Annotated in this window: 15 protein-coding genes and 1 pseudogene; 3 read left to right on the forward strand and 13 right to left on the reverse strand. The window is 63.5% G+C overall.

The annotated features are described in order from the left end of the window. Position 1: 1 nt before the first annotated feature. The 3 genes from NKI49_RS13635 to NKI49_RS13645 form a co-directional block, all read right to left on the reverse strand. Complete coding sequence (locus tag NKI49_RS13635; protein WP_352600779.1) at positions 2-520, reverse strand: RrF2 family transcriptional regulator; 519 nt, start codon at positions 518-520, stop codon at positions 2-4. Positions 521-632: 112 nt separating this feature from the next. Next, complete coding sequence (gene preA, locus NKI49_RS13640) at positions 633-1946, reverse strand: NAD-dependent dihydropyrimidine dehydrogenase subunit PreA (protein WP_027025395.1); 1314 nt, start codon at positions 1944-1946, stop codon at positions 633-635. A gap of 2 nt (positions 1947-1948) precedes the next feature. Beyond that, entirely contained in the window at positions 1949-3313 is a 1365-nt protein-coding gene (locus NKI49_RS13645; protein WP_352600777.1) for an NAD(P)-dependent oxidoreductase, read from the reverse strand. Positions 3314-3578: 265 nt separating this feature from the next. On the opposite strand from NKI49_RS13645, the gene NKI49_RS13650 reads away from it, so the two are divergent. After that, the gene (locus NKI49_RS13650) at positions 3579-4355 is read left to right on the forward strand and encodes a VOC family protein (RefSeq protein ID WP_352600775.1); all 777 of its coding nucleotides are present in this window, start codon (positions 3579-3581) and stop codon (positions 4353-4355) included. A 70-nt stretch (positions 4356-4425) separates the two neighbouring features. Here the strand turns inward: NKI49_RS13650 and NKI49_RS13655 are convergent, their stop codons facing one another. Beyond that, positions 4426-4914 carry a hypothetical protein gene (locus NKI49_RS13655; RefSeq protein WP_352600773.1) on the reverse strand — a complete coding sequence of 163 codons (489 nt, stop codon included), beginning with the start codon at positions 4912-4914 and terminating at the stop codon, positions 4426-4428. 200 nt (positions 4915-5114) lie between these two features. Here NKI49_RS13655 and NKI49_RS13660 point away from each other — a divergent pair, with 200 nt between their 5' ends. Further along, entirely contained in the window at positions 5115-5507 is a 393-nt protein-coding gene (locus NKI49_RS13660) for a DoxX family protein (RefSeq protein WP_352600771.1), read from the forward strand. A gap of 19 nt (positions 5508-5526) precedes the next feature. Here the strand turns inward: NKI49_RS13660 and NKI49_RS13665 are convergent, their stop codons facing one another. Both NKI49_RS13665 and NKI49_RS13670 read right to left on the reverse strand, forming a co-directional pair. After that, positions 5527-7971 carry a GcvT family protein gene (locus NKI49_RS13665; RefSeq protein WP_352600769.1) on the reverse strand — a complete coding sequence of 815 codons (2445 nt, stop codon included), beginning with the start codon at positions 7969-7971 and terminating at the stop codon, positions 5527-5529. 278 nt (positions 7972-8249) lie between these two features. After that, the gene (locus NKI49_RS13670) at positions 8250-9788 is read right to left on the reverse strand and encodes a trimethylamine methyltransferase family protein (RefSeq protein WP_352600767.1); all 1539 of its coding nucleotides are present in this window, start codon (positions 9786-9788) and stop codon (positions 8250-8252) included. Between the two features lie 218 nt (positions 9789-10006). On the opposite strand from NKI49_RS13670, the gene NKI49_RS13675 reads away from it, so the two are divergent. Beyond that, on the forward strand, positions 10007-10597 hold the full coding sequence (locus NKI49_RS13675) for a transglycosylase SLT domain-containing protein (protein WP_352600765.1): 591 nt from the start codon (positions 10007-10009) through the stop codon (positions 10595-10597). Between the two features lie 30 nt (positions 10598-10627). Here NKI49_RS13675 and NKI49_RS33380 read toward each other — a convergent pair whose 3' ends face one another. From NKI49_RS33380 to NKI49_RS13705, 7 genes and pseudogenes are all read right to left on the reverse strand, one after another. After that, entirely contained in the window at positions 10628-10870 is a 243-nt protein-coding gene (locus NKI49_RS33380; RefSeq protein ID WP_502899501.1) for a helix-hairpin-helix domain-containing protein, read from the reverse strand. A gap of 189 nt (positions 10871-11059) precedes the next feature. Beyond that, positions 11060-13345, reverse strand: a pseudogene (locus NKI49_RS13680) (dipeptide ABC transporter ATP-binding protein); the annotation flags it as partial. Between the two features lie 47 nt (positions 13346-13392). Continuing rightward, entirely contained in the window at positions 13393-14550 is a 1158-nt protein-coding gene (locus NKI49_RS13685) for an ABC transporter permease (protein WP_352600763.1), read from the reverse strand. Positions 14551-14562: 12 nt separating this feature from the next. Further along, entirely contained in the window at positions 14563-15597 is a 1035-nt protein-coding gene (locus NKI49_RS13690) for an ABC transporter permease (RefSeq protein WP_352600761.1), read from the reverse strand. Positions 15598-15825: 228 nt separating this feature from the next. Next, a complete protein-coding gene (locus tag NKI49_RS13695; protein ID WP_352600759.1) occupies positions 15826-17478 on the reverse strand; it encodes an ABC transporter substrate-binding protein in 1653 nt (550 codons plus the stop codon). Positions 17479-17730: 252 nt separating this feature from the next. Then, entirely contained in the window at positions 17731-23784 is a 6054-nt protein-coding gene (locus NKI49_RS13700) for a translocation/assembly module TamB domain-containing protein (RefSeq protein ID WP_352600757.1), read from the reverse strand. Between the two features lie 2 nt (positions 23785-23786). After that, complete coding sequence (locus NKI49_RS13705) at positions 23787-25715, reverse strand: autotransporter assembly complex protein TamA (protein WP_352600755.1); 1929 nt, start codon at positions 25713-25715, stop codon at positions 23787-23789. Positions 25716-25862 lie beyond the last annotated feature (147 nt).

The raw sequence follows: 25862 nt of genomic DNA on the forward strand, positions 1-25862 counted from the left end.
TTCACGCTTGCTTGGTTGAACTGGATTTCTGCCGCCGCTGGTGACGCTCGGTGAAAGCGCAGCTTGCCGCCACGGACCGCGGATCGGCGCCTTTCACGAAGTCCGCCACGATGTCGGACAGCCTGACCTCGGCCAGCGCCGCGCGATAGGCGCGCTCCGCCTTCAGCATCGCCGCATTGATGCCGCACGGCCTGACATAGGCCGACGCATCGAGTTTCGTCGGGCCGCGCTGCCGGATCTCGCCACAGCGGAAAGCCGGCTCGCGCCCTTCGACCGCGAGCACGATGTCCAGCAGCGTGATGCGTTCGGCCGGCTTCGCCAGCCGGTAGCCGCCCGCCGGCCCAGGCACCGATTCCAGGATGCGTGCTGCCGTCAGCATATTGAGATGCTTCAGGAGATAGCTCGGCGACAGGCCGAACGCCTCCGCCAGCGCAGCGCCCGGCACGGTGCTGTCGCCATCGACGCTCGCCAGCGTGGCCGCGCAATGGATAGCCGCTTCGACGCCATCGCCCAGTTTCATGGTACCGGTCCCTCATTCATGGATGTTACATATCCTGGATAATTTTCATCCGCAATACGCAAAAAAGAACGACGCCCGAAGGCGCCGCTTTTTTCATCGATAGGCGCGCGCCCTATTCCGCCGCCACTTTGGCCATCGGGTTGTTCGGGTGCGTCGTCCAATTGGCGTAGATCGGTGAGACCGGCTTGCCGGTGCGCTGGTCCATGACGCCGGCCGCCAGCGGCTCCATGGTGATGCAGTTCTCGACCGGGCAGACGTTGACGCACAGATTGCAGCCAACGCATTCGGCCTCGATCACCTCGAAATGCCTGACGCCGTCGACCATGCTGGTGATCGCCTGGTGCGAGGTGTCCTCGCAGGCGATGTGGCAGCGGCCGCACTTGATGCAGGCGTCCTGGTCGATATGCGCCTTCGCGATGTAGTTGAGGTTGAGATACTGCCAGTCGGTGACGTTGGGCGTGGCGCGGCCGACGATGTCGTCGAGCGAGGCATGGCCCTTCTCGTCCATCCAGTTTTCCAGGCCGGCGATCATCTCCTGCACGATCTTGAAGCCATAGGTCATCGCCGCCGTGCACACCTGCACGTTGCCGGCGCCGAGCGCCATGAATTCAGCCGCATCCCGCCAGGTGGTGATGCCGCCAATGCCGGAAATCGGCAGTCCCCGCGTTTCGGGATCACGGGCAATCTCGGCCACCATGTTCATGGCGATCGGCTTCACCGCTGGGCCGCAATAGCCGCCATGCGAACCCTTGCCGTCGATGGTCGGCATCGGCGCGAAACTGTCGAGGTCGACACCGGTAATCGAGTTGATTGTGTTGATCAGCGACACCGCGTCGGTGCCGCCGGCATGCGCTGCCCGCGCCGGCTTGCGCACATCGGTGATGTTCGGCGTCAGCTTGGTGATGACAGGCATGCGGGTGTTCTGCTTGCACCAGCGCACCACCATTTCGATATATTCCGGCACCTGGCCGACAGCGGCACCCATGCCGCGCTCCGACATGCCGTGCGGGCAGCCGAAATTGAGCTCGATGCCGTCGGCCTCCGTCTCCTCGACCACCGGCAGGATCGCTTTCCAGGCCTCCTCGACGCAGGGCACCATCAGCGAGACGACGATGGCGCGGTCGGGCCAGTCCTTCTTGACCTGCTTGATCTCGCGCAGATTGACCTGCAGGTCGCGGTCGGTGATCAGCTCGATGTTGTTGAGGCCGAGCAGGCGGCGGTCGGCGCCCCAGATCGCGCCATAGCGCGGGCCGTTGACGTTGACCACCGGAGGGCCTTCCTCGCCCAGCGTCTTCCACACCACGCCGCCCCAGCCGGCCTTGAAGGCGCGCACGACGTTGTAGGCCTTGTCGGTCGGCGGCGCCGAGGCCAGCCAGAACGGATTTGGCGATTTGATGCCGACGAAATTGTTTCTGATATCTGCCATGCTCATGCCCTCCCGTTCGAGGTCAGCGCCCGATTGATGCTCTCCGCCGCGTCGCGGCCTTGCGCAACGGCCGAAACCGTCAAGTCGTCGCCGCCGAAGATGCAATCGCCGCCGGCCCAGACTTTCGCCAGCGAGGTGCGTCCTTCCCCGTCAACCTTGATGCGACCGCCTTCGAGGTCGATCGATGCCCCGCTGCCGTTGAGCGCGGCCGGGACAAAGCTCTGGCCGATCGCCTTGAACACCTGGTCGGCGACAAGCGTCAGCGTCTCGCCGGTGCCGGCGAGCTTGTCGCCGTCGAGCGCGGTGTATTCCAGTTCGATGGCCGACACCTTGCCGGCTTCGGCAATCACACGCTTCGGCTGAAGCCAATGGCGGATGGTCACGCCGTTTGCCGCGGCCAGATCCTGCTCGAACCCGGAGGCGTTCATGTGCTCCCGGCCGCGCCGGTAGCAGATCGTCACCTCCTCGGCACCAAGCAGCTTCGACTGCACGGCCGCGTCGATCGCCGTCATGCCGCCGCCGATGACGACGACGCGGCGGCCAACCGGCAGGCTCGAAAGATCGCTGGCCTGGCGCAGTTCGGCAATGAACTCCACCGCATTGGTAACGCCGGTTGCGTCCTCGCCATCGGCGCGTAGCGCGTTGACGCCGCCCAACCCCATACCGAGAAACACCGCATCATAGTTCCGGATCAGGTCCGACAGTTGAAAGTCGCGGCCAAGCGCCCTGCCGTCCTGGATGTCGATGCCGCCAATCGAGGTGACATAATCGACCTCGGCCTGGGCGAAATTGTCGACGCTCTTGTAGGCGGCGATGCCGTATTCGTTGAGACCGCCAGCCTTCGGACGCGCTTCCAGGATGGTGACGTCATGGCCGTGGCGGGCGAGCCGGTGCGCGGCGGCAAGGCCGGCCGGTCCGGCGCCAACCACGGCGACGGTTTTGCCGGTCGGCGTGGCGCGGGGATAAAATTGCTTGTTCTCGGCCATGGCGGCGTCGGTGGCGTAGCGCTGCAGGCGGCCGATCTGCACCGGCTTGCCCTCAGCCACCTCGCGCACGCACACCTCCTCGCACAGGGTCTCGGTCGGGCAGACGCGGGCGCACATGCCGCCAAGGATGTTCTGGTCGAAGATGGTCTTGGCCGAGCCGATCGGATTGCCGGTCGATATCTGGCGGATGAATAGCGGGATATCGATCGAGGTCGGGCATGCGTTCATGCACGGCGCGTCGTAGCAGAAATAGCAGCGGTCGGACTCGACCAGCGCCTCGTGATGATCGAGCGGCGGGTGCAGGTCGGAAAAATTGTCCGCATACTGGTCTGCCGGGAGCCGGCCGCCGGCAATGCCTTCCCTATACTGGCTTTCTGGCATCGTCAGTTCCCCATGTTTTCATTTTGGGGAAGGCTAGCACATCTTGTTTTTTTATCAATTGGTCAATTTTCCGGGTAAAGCTTTGAAAACCCTTGATAAAAATATGATCTTTTCGCTCAACTTAACGACAGACAACGGATTGACCATAGCGCGGCACGTCCTGTTCTCGTCACACTCCGCGCCGATTGTCGGATTGCTGTCTCGAAGATCGTCCTAGGATGGATCGAACAAACGATCGATGCATGAACCGGTGAGGAGACCGTCAATGCCAAAATCCCCAATGCCTTTCTTCTGGTACGAGTTGATGACATCAGACCTCGACGCCGCCGAGGCATTCTACACTAAAGTAGTCGGCTGGACGGCGCAGCCTTTCGACAAGGCTCCCGGCATGCCGCGCTATATCGTCATGAATGTCGGCGAGCGTGGCGTCGGCGGCCTGATGACGATGCCCGAGGACGCCGCCAAGATGGGCATGTCGCCCGCATGGCTCGGCTATATCCATACCAGGGATGTCGATGCTGCGACGAAATCGCTGAAGCAGGCCGGCGGGGCCGTGCATCGGGAGCCCGACGACATTCCGGGCGTCGGCCGCTTCGCCGTCGTCGCCGATCCGCAAGGCGCGACCTTCATGTTCCTGCAGCCGAACGGGCCCGACCAGCCGGCCGTGCCGGCCAGCACGCCGGGCCATATCGGCTGGCACGAACTCTACACAACCGACTGGAAGGCCGCGTTCGATTTCTATTCCAGCCAATTCGGATGGACCAATGCCGGCGATTTCGACATGGGGCCGATGGGGATCTATCAAACCTTCGCGGCCGGCCCTGAATCCGGCGGCGGCATCATGAACAAACCCGAACAGATTCCAGTACCGGTCTGGCAGTTTTATTTCAACGTGACCGCCATCGACGCGGCGGCCGAACGCGTAACTGACAATGGCGGCAAGATCCTGATGGGGCCGATGGAGGTCCCCGGCGGCAGCTGGATCGTGCAATGCCAGGATCCGCAAGGCGCCCACTTCGCCTTGATGGCGCCCAAACGGTAAGAGGTTCAACGTCGCACAGGAGGACGGCCTTTGATCGTAAGATTGGGGGCCGTGTCCTTGCTTGGCCGGGCTATTCCGGCGCCAGCACCGCGACTTTCAGGCCCGCCTTTTTCGCACCGCTGAACTGGACGGTGGCCGGGCCGGGCGCAAGCTTGAACCGAATGCTCTTGCGAATGTCCGGACAGGTCTTGACGCCGCTGTAGCCGGCCGATTTCACGGTGTGGCCGTCCTGAATGACATCGACCCAAGCTTCGCCGGACAGGCTTATCTGGATGCCCCCTTCCGGCGGTACAACCATGCTGGCGATGCCGCCGAACGTACCAGGCGCCGGGGCACGTTCGGGCGGGAGAGCGAATTCCGCCGTCTCGGCCGGCACCAGGACCAGATCGGCGGCTGCGCCGACCGCCAGCGCCGCGCCCGACGTAGCAGAAGGAGGCGCGGCGAACAGCGCCTGCTCGCGCGTTACCGGCCATTTGAAGGCCTCGCAGCCGGCGTCCTCGGCGATCGCGAAGCTGGTGCCTGCAAGGACTGCGAAAAAACTGATGACGACTTTTTTCATGGCAAGAGGCCCCAAAACGATTTCGATTATCTACAAATCGATACAACCATAGAGATAATGATGCAACCTTAGAGAGAAAAATATCGATGTGTTGCGAAACGTCTCCCATCACCGATTGTTGATGTCAGGTCGCGGGAAGTGAGTGGTCCATCTCGGGACGATAATCTAGGCCGGGCCGGGAGGTGAAAACGGAGTTTCGGATGGAGCTTTTGAAAGGCCTTGCCAAGTATCAGCCGCAGGCGCTCGGCGTGCTGCGCATCATGACCGCGCTGCAGTTCATCGAACACGGCACCCAGAAACTGTTCAATTTCCCCGTCGGCGAGCATGCCGGCGCGCTGTCCGGGCTGTCGCTGACCGCCGGCATCCTCGAATTCGCCGGCGGTATCCTGTTGGCACTTGGCCTTCTGACCCGGCCGGTGGCGTTCCTGCTGGCTGGCGAAATGGCGATCGCCTATTTCATGGCGCACATGCCGCGCAACTTCTTCCCGGTCAACAATGGCGGCGATTCGGCGATCTCGTTCTGCTTCATCTTCCTCTATTTGTTCTTCGCTGGTCCTGGTGCTTTCGCGCTGGACAACCGCGGCAACGGATGATGCCCCGCCGGGCTGAGTTTCACCCTCTCATGCGCTCGAAATTCGCGTCGAACAGCGGTACCGCCTGCATGTGCGCCGCGTGGCGCTTGCCGAGCAGCTCGATCTCGAAGCCGTCGGTCTCGTCGGCGATCTCCTTCGGCACATAGCCGACGGCGAGGGACTTTTTCGAATGATGCGCATATCCGCCCGAGGTGACCCAGCCGCGCACGGCGCCGCCGAACCAGATCGGCTCGTCGCCGATGACATCGGCATCGTCGGCATCGACGATGAAGGTGCGCAGGCGCAATTTGCCGCCCTGCTTGCGCTCGTCGAGGGCGCCGGTCTTGCCGATGAAATCCACCTCCTTGCCATAGGCGACGAAGCGGTCGAGCCCGGCTTCGAGCGGTCCGTAGATCGGTCGATATTCGCGCCCCCATGAGCCATAATTCTTCTCCAGCCGCAGCGCATTGAGCGCGCGCGACCCGAACAGGCCAATGCCGAACTCCTCGCCCGCCGCCATCAGCACCTGGAACGCCGCGCGCTGATATTCCGGCGCCACCCAGATTTCATAGCCGAGATCGCCAGTGTAGCTGACGCGGCCAACCAGGCACGGTGCCATGCCAATATCCATCTTGCCAATGGCCATGAAGGGAAAGGAGGCGTTCGAGACATCCGTCCGCGTGACCTTAGCCAGCACGTCCCGCGCCTTCGGCCCGGCGATCGACAGGCCGGTGAGCTTCGATCCCAGCGCCTCCATGTGAACCGAGCCATCCCCAGGCAGATGCTTTTCGAACCAGCGCATATGGTATTGCTCGGCAATGCCGGAACCGGCGATGAACCAGCCTTCGCCGCCGAGCCAGCCTTCGCCGCCCAGATTGGCCAGCGTGAAATCGCCGATGAGCTTGCCGTCCTCCTTTAGCATGGGCGCCAGCGTCATGCGGCCGGGCTTCGGTAATTTGCACGCAAGGATGCGGTCGAGCCAGCCTGCTGCCCCCTCGCCCGTCACCCTGTATTTGGCGAAGCTCGAAATCTCGGCCAGGCCGACACAGGCCCGCACGGTTTCCACTTCCTTCGCAACATGTTTGAAGTCGCTGGAGCGCCGCCACGAGAACTCGTCCTTGACCCCTTCGGGCGCGTACCAAAGCGGCACCTCCAGCCCAAAGGCAACACCCCATTGCGCCCCCTTGGCCGACAACAAATCGTAGACCGGCGTCGTCTTCAGCGGCCGCCCGGCGGGCAGTTCCTCATTGGGGAAGCGGATCGAAAACCGCCTGGAATAGTTCTCGCGCACCTTGGCATTGGTGTAGGCCATCGTCGCCCAGTCGCCATAGCGCGAAACATCCATGGCCCAGATGTCGGCGCCGGGATCGCCCTCGATCATCCAGTTCGATAGCGCCAGGCCAACGCCGCCGCCCTGGCTGAAACCGGCCATGACGCCGCAGGCCACCCAGAAGCCCGGCAGGCCGCGCACCGGCCCGACCAGCGGATTGCCGTCGGGCGCGAAGGTGAAGGGTCCGTTGATGATCTGCTTGATGCCGGTGTTCTGAAAGGCCGGGAAATGCCGGAAGCCGACCTCAAGCGACGGCGCGATGCGGTCGATGTCGGGCTCCAGCAATTCATGGCCGAAATTCCATGGCGTCTGGTATTCGGACCAGGGCTTGTTGGCCGTTTCATATGTCCCCATCAGCATGCCCCCGCGCTCCTGGCGCAGATAGAGCTCGCCGTCGAAATCGACCGCATGGATGATCTCGGTTCCGGTCCTGGCGTTCCAGGCGGCGACCTCCGGCATATCCTCGGTGATCAGGTACATGTGCTCCATCGCCAGCACCGGCAGCTCCAGCCCGACCATGCGGCCGACCTCGCGCGCCCACAGCCCGCCGGCGTTGACGACGTGCTCGGCTATCACCTCGCCCTTGTTGGTGATGACGCGCCACAATCCGTCGGGCCGCCGAACGATGTCCTCGACCTTGGTGAAACGCTCGACCTCCGCGCCGAGTTTTCGCGCCGCCTTGGCGTAGGCGTGAGTGACGCCGGAGGGATCGAGATGGCCGTCCTCCTTGTTGCGCACCGCACCTACGAACTGCGTGGGATCGAGCAGCGGCATCAGTTCGGCCGCCTCTTTCGGCGAGATTTCTTCCAGGTCGATGCCGAGATAACGGCCCTTGGCGACGACGCCGCGCAGCCAGTCGAGCCGCGCCTCGGTTGCGGCGAGCAGCACGCCGCCGGTCAGATGCACCCCGGTTGCCTGGCCGGAAAGCTCCTCGATCTCCTTGTAGAGCGAGATCGTGTATTTCTGCAGCTTGGCGACGTTGGGATCGCCATTGATGGTGTGCATGCCGCCGGCCGCGTGCCAGGTCGAACCGGAAGTCAGTTCGTCACGCTCCAGCAGCACCACGTCGGTCCAGCCATGGCGGGCGAGATGGAACAACACCGAACACCCGACGACGCCACCGCCAATGACCACGGCCTTTGCATGTGATTTCATAGGTTGTTCTCTGATATCAGTGAGTTGGACAGACGATATAAATTGGAACGCGAGGAGCTAGGCCGCCCCCCTCTGGCCTGCCGGCCATCTCCCCTCAAGGGGGGAGATCAGCAGCGGCAGCCTTGCCGCCGGCCTTTTAACGTTGGCGAGTGGCGAAGGACGTCGTGATAGCCAATCTCCCCTCTTGAGGGGGAGATGTCCGGTCCACCCTCCGCAGCAGCTGCGCTGCAGCTGCGGAGGACGGGCAGGACAGAGGGGGGTGTGCGCGCGCGACATCCTCACGGCTCGCCCTGCCCAATCGCTTCCTTGCGCTTGGCCACATAGGCCTCCAGCGCTTCGCGCACGGCGACATCCATCACCGGTTCGACATAATCTTCCAGCGCCTTCTTCCATAGCCGGGTCGCGCGTGCGGTGGCATCGAGACCACCGGCCTCCTGCCAGGCTTCATAATTCTGCCAGTTGGACAGCATCGGCTGGTAAAAGGCGGTGGCGTAGCGCTCCAGCGTATGCGGCTCGCCGAAGAAATGGCCGCCGGTCGGCACCGCGCCCAGCGCCTCGACCGCAAGCTCGGCCTCGTTGACCTCGATCGGGCGCAAGAACTCCATCATGTGCTGGATCATCTCGACATCGATGATGAGCTTCTCGAACGAGGCCGTCAGCCCGCCTTCCTGCCAGCCGGCGGCGTGGTAGACGAGGTTGCCATGACCGAGCACCGCGCCCCACAGCGCCATCAGCGTCTCATAGGCGCCTTGCGCATCGGCCGCGTTGGACGCGGAACCCGGCGTCGTGCGGTAGGGCAGCCCATAGCGCCGCGCCAGTTGTCCCGATGCAATGTTGGCCTTGGTGTTCTCAGGCGTGCCGAAGGCAGGCGCGCCCGACTTCATGTCGACGTTGGAGGTGAAGGCGCCATACATCACCGGCGCACCGGGCCGCACAAGCTGCGTAAGCACGACGCCGAACAGCGCCTCGGCGTTCTGCTGCGCCAACGCGCCGGCGAGCGTCACCGGGCTCATCGCCCCCATCAGCGTGAATGGCGTCACTGCCACCGACTGGCCGAACTCGGCCATCGTCATCAACCCTTCGGCCATCATCTCGTCGAAGCGGCGCGGCGAGTTGACCGAGATGATGGTGGTGATGCCCGGATCGTCGCGCATCTGGTCCAGTGTCAGTCCGCGAGCGATCGCCATCATCTCGATGCCGTCGAGCGCCCTGCCCCGGCCGATCGCCGAGACATGAAAGCTCTTGTCGGTCAGCGTCAGATTGGTGAAGTAGGTATCGAGATGGCGGGAATTGGCCGGCAACTCGACCGGCGCGCAGACCTGGTTGCCAAGCATATGGATGCAGTGGAAATGCTGTGCCAGCCGGGTCAGATCCGCATAGTCGCGCAAATTGCCGGCGCGACGACCGCGCTCCATGTCGTGCACATTGGGCGGCCCGGCGACGAGCGTAAAGTTGATGGTGTTGCCGCCGAGATGGACCACGTTGGCCGGGTTGCGCGGCGTAAGCCGGTAGGCGGACCGCGTCGTCTTAAGCATCTCCTCGACCAGACCGCGATCGATGCGGACATTCGCGGTCGCGTGATCGACCCTGGCACCTGCCTTCTCGAACAGCGACAGCGCGCGCGGGCTCATCACCTCGATGCCGAAATTCTCCAATATGTGCATCGACGCCTGGTGGATCGCCTCGATCTGGTCGGCCGACAGCAAGGCCATTGGCGGATAGGGGTTCGTCACACGCCTGGGCGGCAGCTGCGGGATGGGCGCTGGCCCCCTGTTGCTGGTTCGCTCGGCGCCGCGCTTGCGTCTTGGTTCGTTCATGCCGGATATCAAAGCCCCGGCAAACCAGCCAAGCTGTCAGAAATGCGCCATTCGCGGGCGTGATTTTAGCCAAGGCGGCATTTTAGCAATGTCTATTTAGATTAAGCGACACGATGTGTCGGATTATCGATACAGCGTCGTCTTGAACGACTGCTTTCGATGAAGCATTAACGGACGCAGCAAGATTCCCTTTATGTTTTCGGCCTATTGCTCTCCCGATGCGTAGGTCGAGTTTTAGCAAAATTGTAGCAGTAAGCACGCTGCTGGCACTTTCGGCCTGTGCCACTGCGCCCAGCCATATCAACGACGTCTGCGCCGTCTTTGACCAGAACGATGGCTGGTTCGACAATTGGCAGTCGGCCGCCGAGCGCGCGCAACAGAAATACGGCGTGCCGGTTCCAGTGCTGATGGCGACCGTGCGCAAGGAATCCGGTTTCAAGAGCAACGCCCGGCCGCCACGCACCAAGCTTCTCGGCTTCATCCCCTGGAAACACGTCTCGTCTGCGACGGGCTTCTCGCAGGCGCTGGACGGCACATGGTCGCAATATCAGAGCGAGACCGGCAACTGGGCGGCGCGGCGAACCAAATTCGCCGATGCCGTCGACTTCGTGGGCTGGTACCATTCCAAGACATCGGACACGTTCGGTGTCGCCCGCAACGACACCTACAACCTGTATCTCGCCTATTATCTCGGCTGGACCGCCTACGGTCGCGGCAATCACGGCGATGCCGGCGTCCAGGGTTACGCGCGGGCAACCGATAAGATGGCCCGCGACTATGCGCAGCAGTTGAGCCAGTGCGGCAACTAAAGGGTTGCCGCCACGGAGGCGGCTTCCTGATCAGCGTGGCTTGTTGCCGAACACCTTGATGTATTCCGCCTCGCCGCCCTTGGCGAGCGCCTTGGCCTGTTTGACCCAGTCCTCGCGCTCGATGCGGCCACGGAACCTGAGATGGTCGTCGACCCATTCGCGCTCCGCCTTCTTCCATGCCGCGACTTGGGCGTAGGTGAAGATGCCGAGGCCGTTGAGGATGGCTTCCGTCTTCGGGCCGACGCCGGCAATCAGCGTCAAATCATCGGGCACGGCAGGCCTGGCGATACCGGCCGGCCGGTTCCGATCGGCGATGCCTGCGCCGGTCAACGGGGCTGGCTTGGACTGCCTCGCCGCACGTCCGGCAAGCGGCGCAACGCGTGCGTTCTCAGCCTGACGGCCATCGCCGAGCGTCCTTGGCGTGAACGGCGCGGAGGTGGCGTTGGCATCGGTCGCGGGTGCGCCGGTTTCCGAAACTTCGTCGCGAACCTCGTGGCGGCGGGTACGCGAGACCGCCTCCGTCTCCTCGACCGCCTGCCCCACCGCGTCGGCTTCGGCGCTGGCTGTTTTGCCACGCGGCCGTTTGGGCGGCGTGCCGGCAAAGCCCGGACCGGTGCCATGCGGCGCATCGTCCGGCACGCCTTCGTTTGCGGCGTGCTGCTTGTCGAACTTGATCACCGGCTCCATCGTCGCCAGCACGTCGTCGGAGAGCCAGCACAGGCTCATGTGGCCGTCACCCAAATTCTTGACCGGCGGGACCTTGGTCTCGCACAGATTGTCCGGCACCAGTCTCTTGTAGCCGCAGCGTGTCTGGAACGGGCAGCCGGTCGGCGGGTTCATCGCCGAGGGAATGTCGCCTTCCAGCACGATGTGCTTCTTCACCACGCTGGTGTCGGCGATCGGGATCGCCGACAGAAGCGCCTCGGTATAGGGGTGATAGGGCGGCGCGAATATCTGGTCGGTCGTACCCTGCTCGACGATGTAGCCGAGATACATGACGACGACGCGGTCGGCGATGTAGCGCACGACGGACAGGTCGTGGCTGATGAACAGCATCGTCGTCTTGTTCTTGCGCTGGATGTCCATCAGCAGTTCGGTCACCGCCGCCTGTACCGACACGTCCAGTGCCGAGACCGGCTCGTCGGCCACCACCACCTTGGCGTCGCCGGCGAAGGCGCGGGCGACGCCGATGCGCTGCTTCTGGCCGCCGGAAAGCTGGCGCGGTTTGCGCGTCTCGAAGGCCCGCGGCAACTTCACCAGGTCGAGCAGTTCCAGCATGCGCTTGCGGCGGTCGGCGACGGTCTTGCCGACATTGAATTTCTCCAGCGTGCGGATGATCTGCGAACCGACCGAATGGCTGGGATTGAGCGTGTCGAACGGGTTCTGGAAGACCATCTGGATCGACGACACCGTGTCGACGCTCCGGTTCTCGATACCGGTCGACTGGATTTCCTTGTTGCCCAGTGTCACCTTGCCGGAGCTTGCCGTTTCCAGCCCGAGCAACACCTTGGCCAGCGTCGACTTTCCGCAGCCGGATTCGCCGACAATGGCGACGGTCTCGGATTCGCGCGCCATGAACGAGATCGTCTCGTTGGCCTTGACAACGCGGCCTTCGCTAGAGCCGAACACCTCGCTGCCGCCCACCTTGTAGTATTTTCTCAGATCCTCGATCTTGAGCACCGGCGCACCGGGCACGACGCGCTCATTGACCTTCTTGGCGCCGGGCGGTAGCGCCTCCCAGTCGATCTCGTTGAAGCGCACGCAGCGCGAGAAGTGGCCCTCGTGCCCGGCGACCTCGATCATCGGGATTTCGGCGGCGTTGCAGACGCCCTCGACGAAATGGTGGCAGCGCGGGCCGAAATTGCAGCCCTTCGGCCGCTCGTGCGGCAGCGGCAATTGCCCGGGGATGGAGATCAGGGGCCGTGAATTCTTGTCGGCGCCGGGCAGCGGGATCGAGCGGAACAGCCCTTGCGTGTAGGGATGGCGCATCCGGTCGAACACGTCCTTGATCCTGCCGGTCTCCACTGCTTCGCCCGAGTACATCACCGTGATGCGGTCGCATGTTTCCAGGATCAGGCCGAGGTTGTGCGAGACGAAGATCATCGAGGTGCCGAACTTCTCGCCGAGCCCCTTGACCAGGTCGACGATGCCCGCCTCAACGGTCACGTCGAGCGCCGTGGTCGGCTCGTCGAGCAAAAGCAGCGCCGGCTTCGACAATAGCGCCATGGCAATGACGATGCGCTGCTGCTGGCCGCCCGAGAGCTGGTGCGGATAGGAGCGCATCATGCGCTCGGGGTCGGGCAGCTTGACCGAGCGCACCATTTCGAGCGCGCGTTTGTAAGCCTCCTCCTTCGACACCTTGTCGTGGATCAGCGGCACCTCCATCAACTGCTGGCCGACCTTCATCGCCGGGTTGAGGCTGGCCATCGGCTCCTGGTAGATCATCGCGATCTTGTTGCCGCGGATGGCGCGCAACTCCTCGTCGGAGAGTTCGCCCATGTCCTTGCCCTGGAACTTGATCTTGCCGCCGACGATCTTCCCGATATTGGAGAGGTCGCGCATGATGCCGAGCGACACTGTCGACTTGCCGCAGCCGGATTCGCCGACGATGCCCATCGCCTCGCCCGGCATGACCGTGCAGGAAAAGTCCATGACGGCCGGTATCTCGCCCTTGCGGGTGAAGAAGGAGATCGACAGGTTCTCGATCTCGATGATCGGTTCGGCGGGATTTCGAACTGCCTCGTTCATGGGTCGCTCCAATCCAATTTTACCAGATGAGGGCCGAAACCCGTCAATCAGTCTTTCATCGATTGCTCACGCAGCGAGTCGGCAAGCAAATTGAGGCCCAGCACGAACGACATCAGCGCGATCGTCGGCGGCAGCGCCGGGTGGATAAAGGAGCGCAGCAGCCGGCTGGCATCCTTGATCGCAGTGCCCCAGTCCGGGCTTTCCGGTGCCAGGCCGAGGCCGAAATAACCGAGCGTCCCGAGCAGGATGGTGGTGTAGCCGATGCGCAGGCAGGCATCGACGATCAGCGGTCCGCGCGCATTGGGCAGGATCTCCCACAGCATGATGTACCAGGGCGATTCACCGCGCGTCTGCGCCGCCGCCACATAGTCGCGCGTCTTGATGTCCATCACCAGGCCGCGCACGATACGGAACACGCCGGGGCTGGAGGCGAACACCACCGCCACGAAGATATTGAGCTGGTTGGGATCGATGTGGACGATCTTCAGTGGATCGGCGTCGAACACCAGGCCTGCATAGATCCAGCCGCCGACGATCAGGGTGATGCCGAGCAGGATATAGAGCCGGTCCGGCCGGTTCTTGTAGCGCGTCCAGAACAGCACGCTGAAGAAGATGATCGGAAACAGGAAGAACACCCCGGCCATGGCATAGGGGATCGGCGTGTCCATGATGCCTGGCGTCACCAGCAGATAGAACAGCAGGATGACCGGGAATGCCAGGACGAGGTTGGCCAGGAACGACAGCACGGTATCGATCTTGCCGCCATAGTAGCCGGCAGGTAGGCCGAGCGTGATGCCGACCATCAGCGCGAAACCGGTTGCCGCCGGCGCGATGATCAGCACGATCTGGCTGCCATAGACCATGCGCGAAAACACGTCGCGCGCCAGCTTGTCGCCGCCGAACAGATAGACCAGACCAGATTGCGGTTCGATTCCGCCCGGCAGCGCGTCCTTCATCATCGGAATCTGCGCCAACGGATCGAAGGGCGAGATGGTCGAGGCGAAGATTGCCGTGAACAGCCAGAAAAGGCAGATGCCGACGCCGACTATGCCGACGCCGCTGTCGAACAGCTGGCCGTAGAGAGCCAGCTTCTTCTTGTAGGCGAAGCTCGCCCCCATGACGATGACGAGCGCGATCCAGACCGGCCAGAAGCGCGACAGCACTCCGAGCACGACACTGACGGCGCTGATATATTCGACCTGCATCCGCCTGATCTCCTACTGGACTCTGATACGCGGATTGAGAAACGCGTAGCCGACATCGGAAATGAGCTGCGTGATCAAAACGATGAACACCGAGACCAGCGAGCAACCGAGAAGGAGGTCGATGTCGTTATTGCCGGCCGCCTCGACCAGCGTGTAGCCGAACCCCTGGTAGCGGAACATCACCTCGACGATGACGACGCCGGTGAGCAGCCACGGAAACTGCAGCATGATCACGGTGAAAGGCGCGATCAGCGCGTTGCGCAGCGCGTGCTTGACCACCACGCTTTTGAAGGAAAGCCCCTTCAGCCGCGCGGTGCGGATATATTGCTGCGTCATCACCTCGACCATCGAAGCGCGCGTCATGCGGGCGATGTAGCCGATGCCGTAGATCGCCAGCGTCATCACCGGCAAAGTGAAATTGTAAAAGGTGATGCCTTGGCTGGCCGAGGCGGCCGAACCGTTCAGCCAGCCGAGCCATGAGGCGAAGATGACGGTAAAGATAACGCCCGACACATATTCGGGCGTCGCCGTCGAGGCGATCGAGGCCACCGACAGCACGCGGTCGGTCCGCGACCCTTCGCGCATGCCGGCCAGAATGCCGACCAGCAGCGAGATCGGCACCATCACCGCCAGAACCCAGAACATCAGGACGCCGGTGGCGCCGAGTGCCGGAAAGAGTTTTGAAGCGACCGTCGTCTTGAACTTGGTCGAGCAGCCGAAATCGCCTTCCAGAACACCAGCGAAGGCCGGCACCAGGGGATCGTTGCAGAAGGAGAAGCGTTGCGCCGGCTTGCCAGTCGCCGGATCGGTCACCGGCTGCTTGGGCACGACGCCCAGCCATTGGCCATAGCGAACGAAGAAATTCTGTCGGTAACCGTGGTTGACCAGCCAGCCTTCGAGTTGTTCGGCCGAGGTGTGCATCTCGGTCTGGCTGATCGCCAGCTTCTTCAGATTGGGTTCGAGGTTGATCAGGAAGAAGACGACCATCGTCAGGCACAGCATCGTCAATGCCATGGTGCCAAGGCGCCTGATAACGAAAGAAAGCATGGCGGTCCCCTGCCGATGGGTTGGGGTCTGAGCCGGCTATGAAAATCAACCCTGCCGTGACCGACGGAACTGGCTGTCAAACAGGCCCTGGGATGCAATCAACCCTGTTTTGTTGCATGACATTGCCCGGGAGTCCCGTACCTTTTCTGAGGAGCGCGGAACCGCAGGGGGCGGATGATGCCAAAAGGCAAGGAAAGGGGCCGACGCCCCTTCCCCTTCTCGGTGTGATCAAGCCTGATCGAGCCAGACCTTGCCGTAGTCGCGCTCGAAGGTCGGATGCATCTTGTAGTTCTGCACCGCTTTGACCGAATGGCTGTAGAGCTTGCGCCAGTACGGCTGGATTATGATGCCGGAATCCTGCAGGATCTGCTCGATGTCCTTCATCATTTCCTTGCGCTTGGCGGCGTCGGCAACGGCGAGCGCCGCATTGAGCTTGGCATCCCACTCAGGATTCGACCAGGCTGACTCGTTCCAGGCCTCACCTGTGCGATAACCGATCGCAAGCACCTGGACTCCGAGCGGCCGCATGTTCCAGTTGGTCATGGACAGCGGATACTTCGTCCAGTCGTTCCAGAACGTCGAGCCCGGCAGCACGGTACGCTTCACCTTGAGGCCGGCGTCGCGCATCTGGGCAGCGATCGCATCGCCGGTATTCTTGTGCCAGTCTTCGTCGACGGTGATCAGTTCGTGCTCGAAGTCGGCCTGGCCGGCTTCCGCCATAAGCGCCTTTGCCTTGGCCGGATCGCGTGCGACCTTCGCAAGCTCATAATATTCCGGGTGAATCTGGCAGACATGGTGGTTTTCGGCAACGGTGCCGGCATTGCCGTATCCAAGCTGAAGAACGACATTGTTGTCGACCGCAAGCTGAAGTGCGTTGCGCACTTTCTGGTCGCCATAGGGCTTGTTGTTGACGTTGGTGCGGCAGACGATGGTGGAAGCGGTGACGATCTCCGACTTGACCAGGTCCATGCCGTCGAGGATCGACACGTAGTCGGCCGAGGTCTCGAAATTGGTGTGCACTTCGCCCGCTTCGAAAGCACTGACCATGGCTGCCGGATCGGTGCCGTAGTCGATGAATTCCAGGCCGTCGAGGAACACTTCGCCGTCCCACCACTTGTCGTCGGTGCGGCGCTTGTAGACCACTTTCTGGCCGACATCGTAGGAGACAAGCTCGAACGGGCCGGTGCCGATCGGACAGGCTTTGAAGTCGCCGCCCTTCTCGTCGAAGGTCTTGTGAACGATGAGGCCGGGATAGTCGCACATGTTGGGGATGAGCGCGATGTCAGGCTTGCTTAGCTTCAGCACGACAGTGTGATCGTCCGGCTTGGTCACGGCGCTCTCGTCGAGCTTGTCGTCCTTGACCAGCGAGCCGAGACGGCCGGGCATCGAATTGCCCTCGGCCTTCTTGTCGGCCCAACGCTTCAGATTGAAGACGACGTCGTCCGCGGTGAAGGGGTCGCCGTTCGACCAGGTGACGCCCTTGCGGACATGCAGCGTGTACTGCGTGGCATCATCGTTCACATCCCAGCTCTCCAGCAGATAGGGGCGGAACGTGTATTCGGATGTGTACTTGACCAGCGGCTCAAGTGCCTGGCGCTCGGCATTGGCGATTTCCGACCAGTCGGACTTGCGTGGGTCCTTCGGATCCTTGATCCACTGCGCGATCTTCAGTGTGCCGCCCTTCTTGCCTTTTACCTCTTCGGCCTTCGCCGGCGTGGGGTCGGCGAGGCCAAGCAAGCCGTAAGCCATTGCCGTCGATGCGCCGAAGACGCTGGCCATGGCCAGGAATTCGCGGCGATCCACCTTGCCTGCCTTGGCGTCTTCGGCCATGGCCAGGATGTGATCCGGAACGCGATCGCCATTACTCTTGTAGATTGTCATGACTTACTCCCATTGTTGGCTTTCCGCCGATTAACATTCCGCATCCAGGCCATGATGTCAAAGACGGCATGGATTGGGAACATGTTGGCGAATGTGCAACTTTGAAAGGGGAGCAGTTCGCGTGATAGCGACAGTCTTGGCGCAAAATTGCTAGTGCGCCCAGATTTCGCCAAAATCTCTCCGGGCGATTAAACTGAGACATTTGGGCCGGTTACGACAGCGCCAGTCCGGGCCATGGTGAGGGCCAGACCCTCAATATTCCTTCTCGTAGAAGACGCCGCCCTTGGCTTCACCGGCATCGGTTGCCTCGCCGCGCAATTTGACGCCACGCCCGACATTGAGGTCGATGGTCGCCTTGCCCGAGCCTGGCTTATCGCCTTTCTGGATGGTCACATAGGTACGGTCGTTCAGATATTTGCCAGCCGAAACCGCGGTGCCGCCCTGTTCGTCGGTGATCACGTCGAGATCGTCGACGCCGACCGCGTTGCGCAGGTTCTCGAGCAGCGACGTCGAGCCGCCGACGCCAGCCAATTGCCCGGCCGCTTCGGCAAGCTGCGCGATCTGCAGCGGCGACAGATTCGACATCGATCGCCCAAAGATCAATTGCGCCAGCACTTCGTCCTCGGGCAGCGCCGGCACCGAGGAGAATGTGAATTTCGGGTTGGTCGCCTCGCCCGAAACCACGATGGTGACGGTGGCGCTGGGCGTGGTCGTTGTCGCCGTCAGGTTGAGATAGGGCACCAGCGAGCCGGAAAAGCCGACCGAGCCGTCAGTGAAGGTCAGCCGCTTGCCGAGAATCGACAGCCGGCCGCGCTGCAGTGTGAAGGTGCCGACGGCTTGCGGCGCCGAAGCCGGGCCGGTCAGCTTGAGCGAGCCGCCGAACTCGGCATCGACGCCCCTGCCCTGGATGAAGATCTGATTCGGTGCGTTGAGAGTGACGTCCAGCGCCAGACCGCCGCCGCCGCTGCTGCCGCTGGTCGTCGCCGGACGCAGTGCCTTGTCCTGCGCCCGCACCGCGCTCGGCGCGTTCTTATGTTTGACGTCCAGCGCCGAGAGCGAGCCCGGCAGCTTCTCGGGAACGGTAATCACGGTCTTGGCGAGGTTGACGGTGCCGGCAATCACCGGCGCCGATGTCAGCGGCCCCTTGATGGTCATGTCGCCGCCGAGATTGGCGGTCACCACGCGCCCGTCCGTATAGCGGCCGTCGGTGAGCTTGATCGACAGGTCGGCCGGAAACCCTTGCGCCGGATTGATGCCGACCGTGCCGCTGGCCGAGAGGCTGCCGCGTGTCGAAAGTGTTCCCGTCAGCCGGTTGATCCTGGCCACGCCGCCGCCGATCGAGATGTCTGCGGCGATGTCGTTGACCGCGAGACCCGAGCGCGCATCGACAAGGCGCGCGCCGGAAGTCCTGACGCTGCCGCCGATGACGGGCGACGTCGCTGGGCCGCGCACCTGCACGTTGACATTGGCCGTACCCGCCAGCGACAGGCCCTGTGCCGCCAGCTTCTGGCTAAGGATGCCGAACGGCACGGCGCCATTGAAGTCGAGCGCCAGTGCCGGCGTTCCCGCCGTCGTCACCGTGCCGCCGCCCTTGAGGCCGAGGCCAGCCCCATCGCTGATATTGGCGTTGAAGGTCAGCTTGTTGGCGGCAAAGGTGCCGGACGAGGAAATACTCACGGCGCCGATGCCCGCGCCGCGGGTCTGCGACGTCTGCACGCCGGCCGCGTCGACGGTGAAGGCAACCGCGGGGCTCGCCGGCGCGCCCGTCACCTTCACCGTGCCGGAAATCGAGCCGGCGGCATCGAGGCCCGGCGAGAAGCCGTTGGCCAGCGACATCGGCACGCGCGCCAGCGTCGCATTGATATCGAGCGCCTGCCCCACCTTGCCGGTCACCGTCGCGGTGCCGCCGCCAAGGTTGAGCACCAGCCTGTCCAGCGTCGTGGTGCCGTTGACGATGCTGACAGTGGAGGCCTGGGCGATGGCCGCCTTGATGCCCTGGACAGTGGCCTCGCCGGAGGCGAGCTCGATGGTGGTGGTGCCGCCGCCAACCTTGACCCGACCCGCGGCCTTCGCCGGAATGCCTTTGACGGTGGCGCCGCCGGAAAAGCCCGTCCAGTCGCCGTCGCGCTTCAAGTCAACATCGATGCCGTGGATCACGGTGCCGCCGGAGATGACGGTGTCGGCGTGGATCTTTCCGGAGATCACCGGCGCTGCCAGGTAATTGGCGATCAGCGCATCGACCGAGACGGCTTTTGCCTGGACGTCGCCGCGCGCGATCGAAGCGGTCGCCGCCTTGATCGCGACTTGCGGCGCGGTGCCGTTCTTCGAGAAAGCAATCGTGCCGCGTACGTCGCCTTCGGCCTTTTCCAGCGCCAGTGCGGCGAGCGGCCCGATATCCGGCAGGTCGAGCGATACGGTGCCCACCGGCACGAACTTCTCGTCCAGCGCCAGATCGCCCGAAATCCTGTTCCTGCCGAGCGACAGCAAGAGGCTGTTGATGACGCGCTTGCCGTCCGCCGTGGCCAGCACGGCGCTGCCTTGCAGCGCCTGGCCGGCGACGTTGCCGGTCAGCTGCACATTCGCAGCCGGATTGGCCGCATCGGCCTTGCCGGTTGCGGTCAGCTTCAGCCCGGTGATCTGGCGCGATGCCACCGAAAGCTGATCGCTGTTCACCGTCAGCGACAGATCTGGCGCCGCCATAGGCCCCTGTGCGTTCAAGGCAAATGAGATGGCGCCCTTGGCGTCCTTCGACAGCAGCGAGATGTCGCCCAGCGCGCCGCTGATGTCGGCGACCAGCCTGCTGTCGGCCAGGCTTGCCTGCCCCTGCGCGCTCAGCGCGCCCGACGTCAGTTTCAATCCGTCGACATTGACATTGCCGGCCGCATCCCGCTTCAGCGCCGCGCTGAGTGCGGTGCGTGCGCCAAGCACGCCGCGCACCGCGGCCGGCAGCGCCGCCGAAGCAGCGTCCGCCCTGAGATTGAGGTCGATGGCGCCGTCCGCGAACGAAATCCGGCCGTTGAAGCCGCTGTTCAGCGCATCGCTCGTCACCGAGCCGCTGTCGATGGCGACGGCGTCGGTTGCGAGGCTGCCAGAGACCTTCGCTGTAACCTTTCCGGCGATCAATGGCGCGATGGCCGGATTGTCGAGCCCGATCTTTTCGGCCGAGACCGAGCCTGAAATCGGCCCAGTCCGGGCTTTCAGATCGAAGGCATCGGAATGCAGTGCGGCCACTATGCCGTCGACCCTGGCCAGCTTGGTGGCGACAGAAGGCAGCGTCGCCGAAATGTCGAGCCGGGGTTGCGTGCCCTGCCCCGCTGCCTTCACCGACAGCGCCCGCAGCTCGAGCTTGATCGGGCTTTCCGCGCTGCCCAGCGTGAGTGGCAAACTCGGACCGGAGGATGCGAGATCAAGCGCGAAATCGCTGGCGCCGTTCGGGTTGATAGTACCGGCGGCCGTGCCGGAAATCTTGTCGCCGGAGAGCGTCGCATGGTCGAGGACAACGCCGCCGGCCATGGTGTAGGCCCCAGCCGCGTCGGCGGCCAGCGGCCCGAGCCCGGCCTGGCGGGTCTGGCCGGTCTCGACGCCGGCCAGTTTCGCGTCGAACCGAACATCGGGCGCCGATGCCGGCCCGGTTACCCGCGCCGTGCCGTCAAGCGTGCCCACGGCATCGAGACCTGGCGAAAACCCATTGGCGAGTGCCACCGGCAGCGCCGCGAACTGCGCCGCGAGGTCGAGCGCCTGGCCGGCGGTGCCGGACAAGGTCACCGAACCGCCGCCGACATCGAGCGCCAGCCTTTCGATGCTGGCCGTGCCGTTGGCTACGGTCAGCGCCGACGCCTGGGCGATCGCCGCCCTGATGCCGCGGACCGTGGCCTCTCCCGAGGCGATCTCGACGCTGGTGACGCCCTGGGCGATCTTCACCCGGCCGGCCGCTGTCGCTGGAATGCCCGATATGGTTGCTCCACCGGTGAAGTTGGTCCAGTCGCCATCGCGCTTCAGATCGACGCCGATGCCGCTGATTTCCGTGGCGCCCGAGGTGACGGTGTCGGCCTTGATCGAGCCGGAGATCGCCGGCGCCTTGAGATAGTTGGCGATCAGCGCATTGACGGCGATCGTCCGGGCCGTCACCTCGCCGCGCACTATCGACGTGCTCTTCGCATCGATGGCGACGGAGGGCGCATCGGCACCGGCGGCAAAGCGGATGGTGCCGTCAATGTCGCCCGTCACCGCCTGGCCGGCGAGTGCCGCCAGCTGATCGATCGCGGACGCGGCGAGCGTCAGCGTGCCCAGGGGCATGAACTTGTCATCCAGCGCCAGGTCGCCCGAAACCTTGTTGTTGCCCAACGAGATCAGCAAGCCGTTGATCGAGCGCTTGCCCTCGCTCGTCACCAGCGCCGCCTTGACGTCGAGCGGCTGGTCGTTGACCGAGCCGGTCAGCGACACGTTGGCGGAAGGGTTCGCGACATCGGCCTTGCCGTTTGCCGTCAGCCTAATCGCCCTTACCGTGCGGCCAGATGCCGTCAGGCTGTCGCTGTCGGCCGAGATCGTGAAATCGGGCGCCGTCCTGGCGCCGCTCGCCGACAGCGCGAAATTGACGGCGCCGGCAACCGGCACCCCAACCGTCGGCGACAGCACCGAAACGTCGCCCAGCCTGCCCTTGATGTCGGCCTGGATGTCTGTCCCTACCGCGCTGGCGGTGCCGCTGGCGCTAAGCGAGCCGGAGGTGAATTCTATTGAATTGGCTGCAAACGCGCCTTGCGGATCGCGCGTCGCAGCGGCCGAGAATTGCACCCGCTCGCCGAGCACCGAGCTGATCTGCGGCGGCAGGGCTGTCGACACGGCATCGGCATTCATCTTGAGCTGCACCGACAGGTCGGCGAGCGCTACCGTCGCCGTCAGCGAGGCATTGAGCGCGTCCGAGCGCAACGTGCCCTGATCGATGGCCACCGTGTCCTTGCTCAACGATCCGGCCAGGTCGAGGTTGACCTTGCCGGTGACCAGCGGCGCCAGTGTAGCGACATCGGTTTTAAGGCCGGCCGCCTCCAGTTTGACGGAAACCGGGCCGGCCCGGTTCTGGATATCGAAGCCGTCGGAATGGATTTGTCCCGAAAGGTCGTTCAACTGGGTACCGCCGGCCACCACCGAGGCTAGCGAGGCGCCGATGTCGACGATTGGCGCCTTGCCGTCACCGAATGCACGCGCCGTGGCGTTTCTGATCGCCAACGTGATCGGCTGCGCCGCGCTGCCCACGGTGACGAGCACTGGCGCCGCCTTGGCGGCGAGTTCGACAGCAAGATCGCTGGCGCCGGCCGGATCGAAAATGCCGGTGGCGGTGCCCTGCACGGCATCGCTTTCGATCCTGGCCCGATCGATGCTGACGCCGCCAGCCGATGTTGCGGTGCCCGCGATATCGAAACTGGTCTTTCCGGCAAACAGCGGCTTGAGATTCTGGGGCAGGAAGCGGGCAAAATCACCATCGCCCTTGGCTTCGACAAGGTTGCCGTTGTCGGTCAGTTGATGGCGGCCGGTGAGCTGGGTGACGATCTGGCCGCCGACGACGAAGGTGCCGATGCCGTTCCAGTTGGCCAGCGGCCCCGTCCCCGAGACAATGATCTCGACCGGCGGCGCATCCGGCAGCTTGAGCAAATTGGCGATGATACCGCCGGCCGGCTCCGACGCCTTGAGATCGAGGTCGAGCTTGTTGTCGGCTGGCGAGAAATGGATATTCGCATCGACATTGCCCTGCTTGCCATCGTGGCGGGTGACGTTGAGCGTCGTCTCGACCGCCAGCGGCGCGGCGTTAGCCTTGAGCGATCCCTTGGCGGCGAGTTCGGCGATGCCGCTGCCGGCCAGGCGCTCGCCGAGCGCGATTTCGGGCAGGTCGATTTGCCTGATGTCGATGGAGACAGGCAGCGTCGTCGTGCCGCTCTGCGCGGGCGGTTGCGTGCTGGCCACTGGCGGACGCGCCAGTTCGATGCGGTCGGCCGCGATCCGGTCGGCACTAAAGCGTTTAGACAGCAGTGCCGTCGGCGACCAGTCGACCGCTACCTTGCGCGCCACCAGCCAGGCGCCGTCGCGGTCCTCTACCACGACATGGTCGACGCTGAGCGCGCCCGACCAGATGCCGTCGATGCCGCTGATGGTGATCTTGCGATCGTCGCTGGAGGCCAGGCGCGAAATGATGCCGGCCAGATTGTCGCGTCCGCGCTCGGTCTTGGTCAGCACCGCCAACGCGCCGATTGCGCCCGCGACCACGATCAGCAGCGTGTAGAGGACAATGCGAAGGATGCGCCAGAGGGTCTTCATCGTCAGAACGCTTGGCCAATGCCGGCATAAATGCCGAAATGCGGATCACCGGGATCGGGGTTGAGCGGCACGGCGGCGTCGATCCGCAGCGGCCCGAACGGCGTAATATAGCGCAAGCCGACACCGGCGCCGACCTTAATGTCGGAGAAGTTGGGGAACGACTTGGTCGACACCGTTCCGGCATCGACGAACGGCACGATGCCAATCGTGTCGGTGACGGCGATGCGCATTTCCACCGACGTTTCGAAGAAAGACAGGCCGCCGATCGGCTGGCCGGTGAAATCCTTTGGGCCAATGCCTTGATAGGCATAACCGCGCACCGAGCCGCCGCCACCGGAATAGAAACGCCGGTCGGCCGGAACGTTTTGAAGCCCGGTGCCGACGATCGAGCCGAGGGCGACGCGTTCGGCCAGAACGAATTTCGACGCGGTATCCAGCGACTGATAGGCCGATCCCTCGCCCCTCAGCTTGAGGAAGGCCGCACCGCTCAAAATATCGTAGCTGGGCTCGGCATAGGCCAGCACCCTGAAACCCCTGGTCGGGTTCAGCCTGTTGTCGCGGTTGTCGTAGACATATTGCAGCGGAATGCTGGCGATTAGATATTTGTGCTTGCCGAAGGCGTCATGGATCCGCGAATAGTCGAGCGCGACTTCCGCCGAAACCGTCTGCTTCTTGGTCAGTTCATAGGACAGGCCGGTGCTGCCCTTGACCGAAAAGTGGTCGTAGGCGTCCGGGTGTTCGAGCACTGTGTTCACTCTAGCGAAGAACTTCGATGCGGGCCCGATCACGCCAGGCTTTTCGAACATGACGCCCGCATTGTAGTTCAGCTCCGAGAGATCGTTGCTGCCGATGCCGCTGATAGCGCCGTCGATGCGCAGCTTCTCGGCCCGGCCGAACAGATTGCGGTGGCCCCAATAGCCTTCCAGGCCGAGGCCCTCGGTGTTCGAGAAGGTGCCGCCAAGCCCGAAATAGCGCGGCTTGCGCTCGCTGACCTGGACGCCGATCGGAATGTTGCCGTCGGCGTCCAACCTGTCTGCTTCCTTGAACGTCACGCTGTTGAAGACCTCGAGCGCCAGCAACCTGTCGCGCGCATCGTCGATCTCCTGCGGAGAATATTGCCGGCCGCGCTTCAATCCGGTCATATATTCGATGAAGTCGCGATCGACCTTCTCGGTGCCTTCCACCGTGGTGGCGCCATAGCCGGCGACCGGCCCGGCGGCGACCGTCAGCGTCACGTCGAGCGTCGAGGTGGCATGGTCGGCGACGACCTGCCGGCCCGTCACCTCGGCCAGCGGCCTACCTTGCTCTTTCAGCGTCCGCACGATCAGCGCCTCGGCCTTGAGCACCGCGCCAGATCCGGCGTCGCCGCCGGCGATCAAGCCGTAATCGGCGCTCATCAACCCCGCCGCATCCCCCTCCAGCCTGATGTTGCCGAGAGTGAATTTGGGGCCGGCGGCTATGTTTATGACCACCGGGACCGGTTGCGGACCCTTGAATTCGGCATCCGGCGGCAGCTCGTCGAGCGGTTTACCGTCGATGGCGATGGTGACGATGCCTTCATAGCGGGCATCCGCGTAAAGGGCCGCGACAAGCTGTTCACGATCGCCGCGCGCCTTGGCCATCAGCCCGAGCGAACCGGACACCGGATGGTCCTCGTCGCTCTTCAGCGCCGAAGCATTCTCGAGCTTCTTGACGAGATCCTTGTCGGCATCGGGTGCCTGGATGGTCACGGCATAGCGCAGGGGATCGACGATGTCGGCGTCCTCGTCGCTGGATGATCCCCATAGTTTGATGCCGAAAATCTCGAACGCGGCCGCCGGCTTCGATTCGGCGACAAGCGCTGTCGAGCAGATGATGGCCAAGAGCAGGGCGCGCGGAAGCACCCGCCCTGGCACGGTCCCTCCTGACATCTGCTCTTCATACGCCGGCATTAACACAACCTACGATACAAAACTAAAATTGGAATGAAGTTCTGAAGCGCTCGTAAAGGGGCCACAATCCAATTGTCTGAAATAGGGCGGGCTTGGAATTCACACCTTTTGCGTCGCCGCAAGAAAGCGTGATCCCCTGTCCTATGG

The organism is Mesorhizobium sp. M0587, assembly GCF_040320945.1.
In the GTDB taxonomy this organism is placed as follows: Bacteria; Pseudomonadota; Alphaproteobacteria; order Rhizobiales; family Rhizobiaceae; genus Mesorhizobium.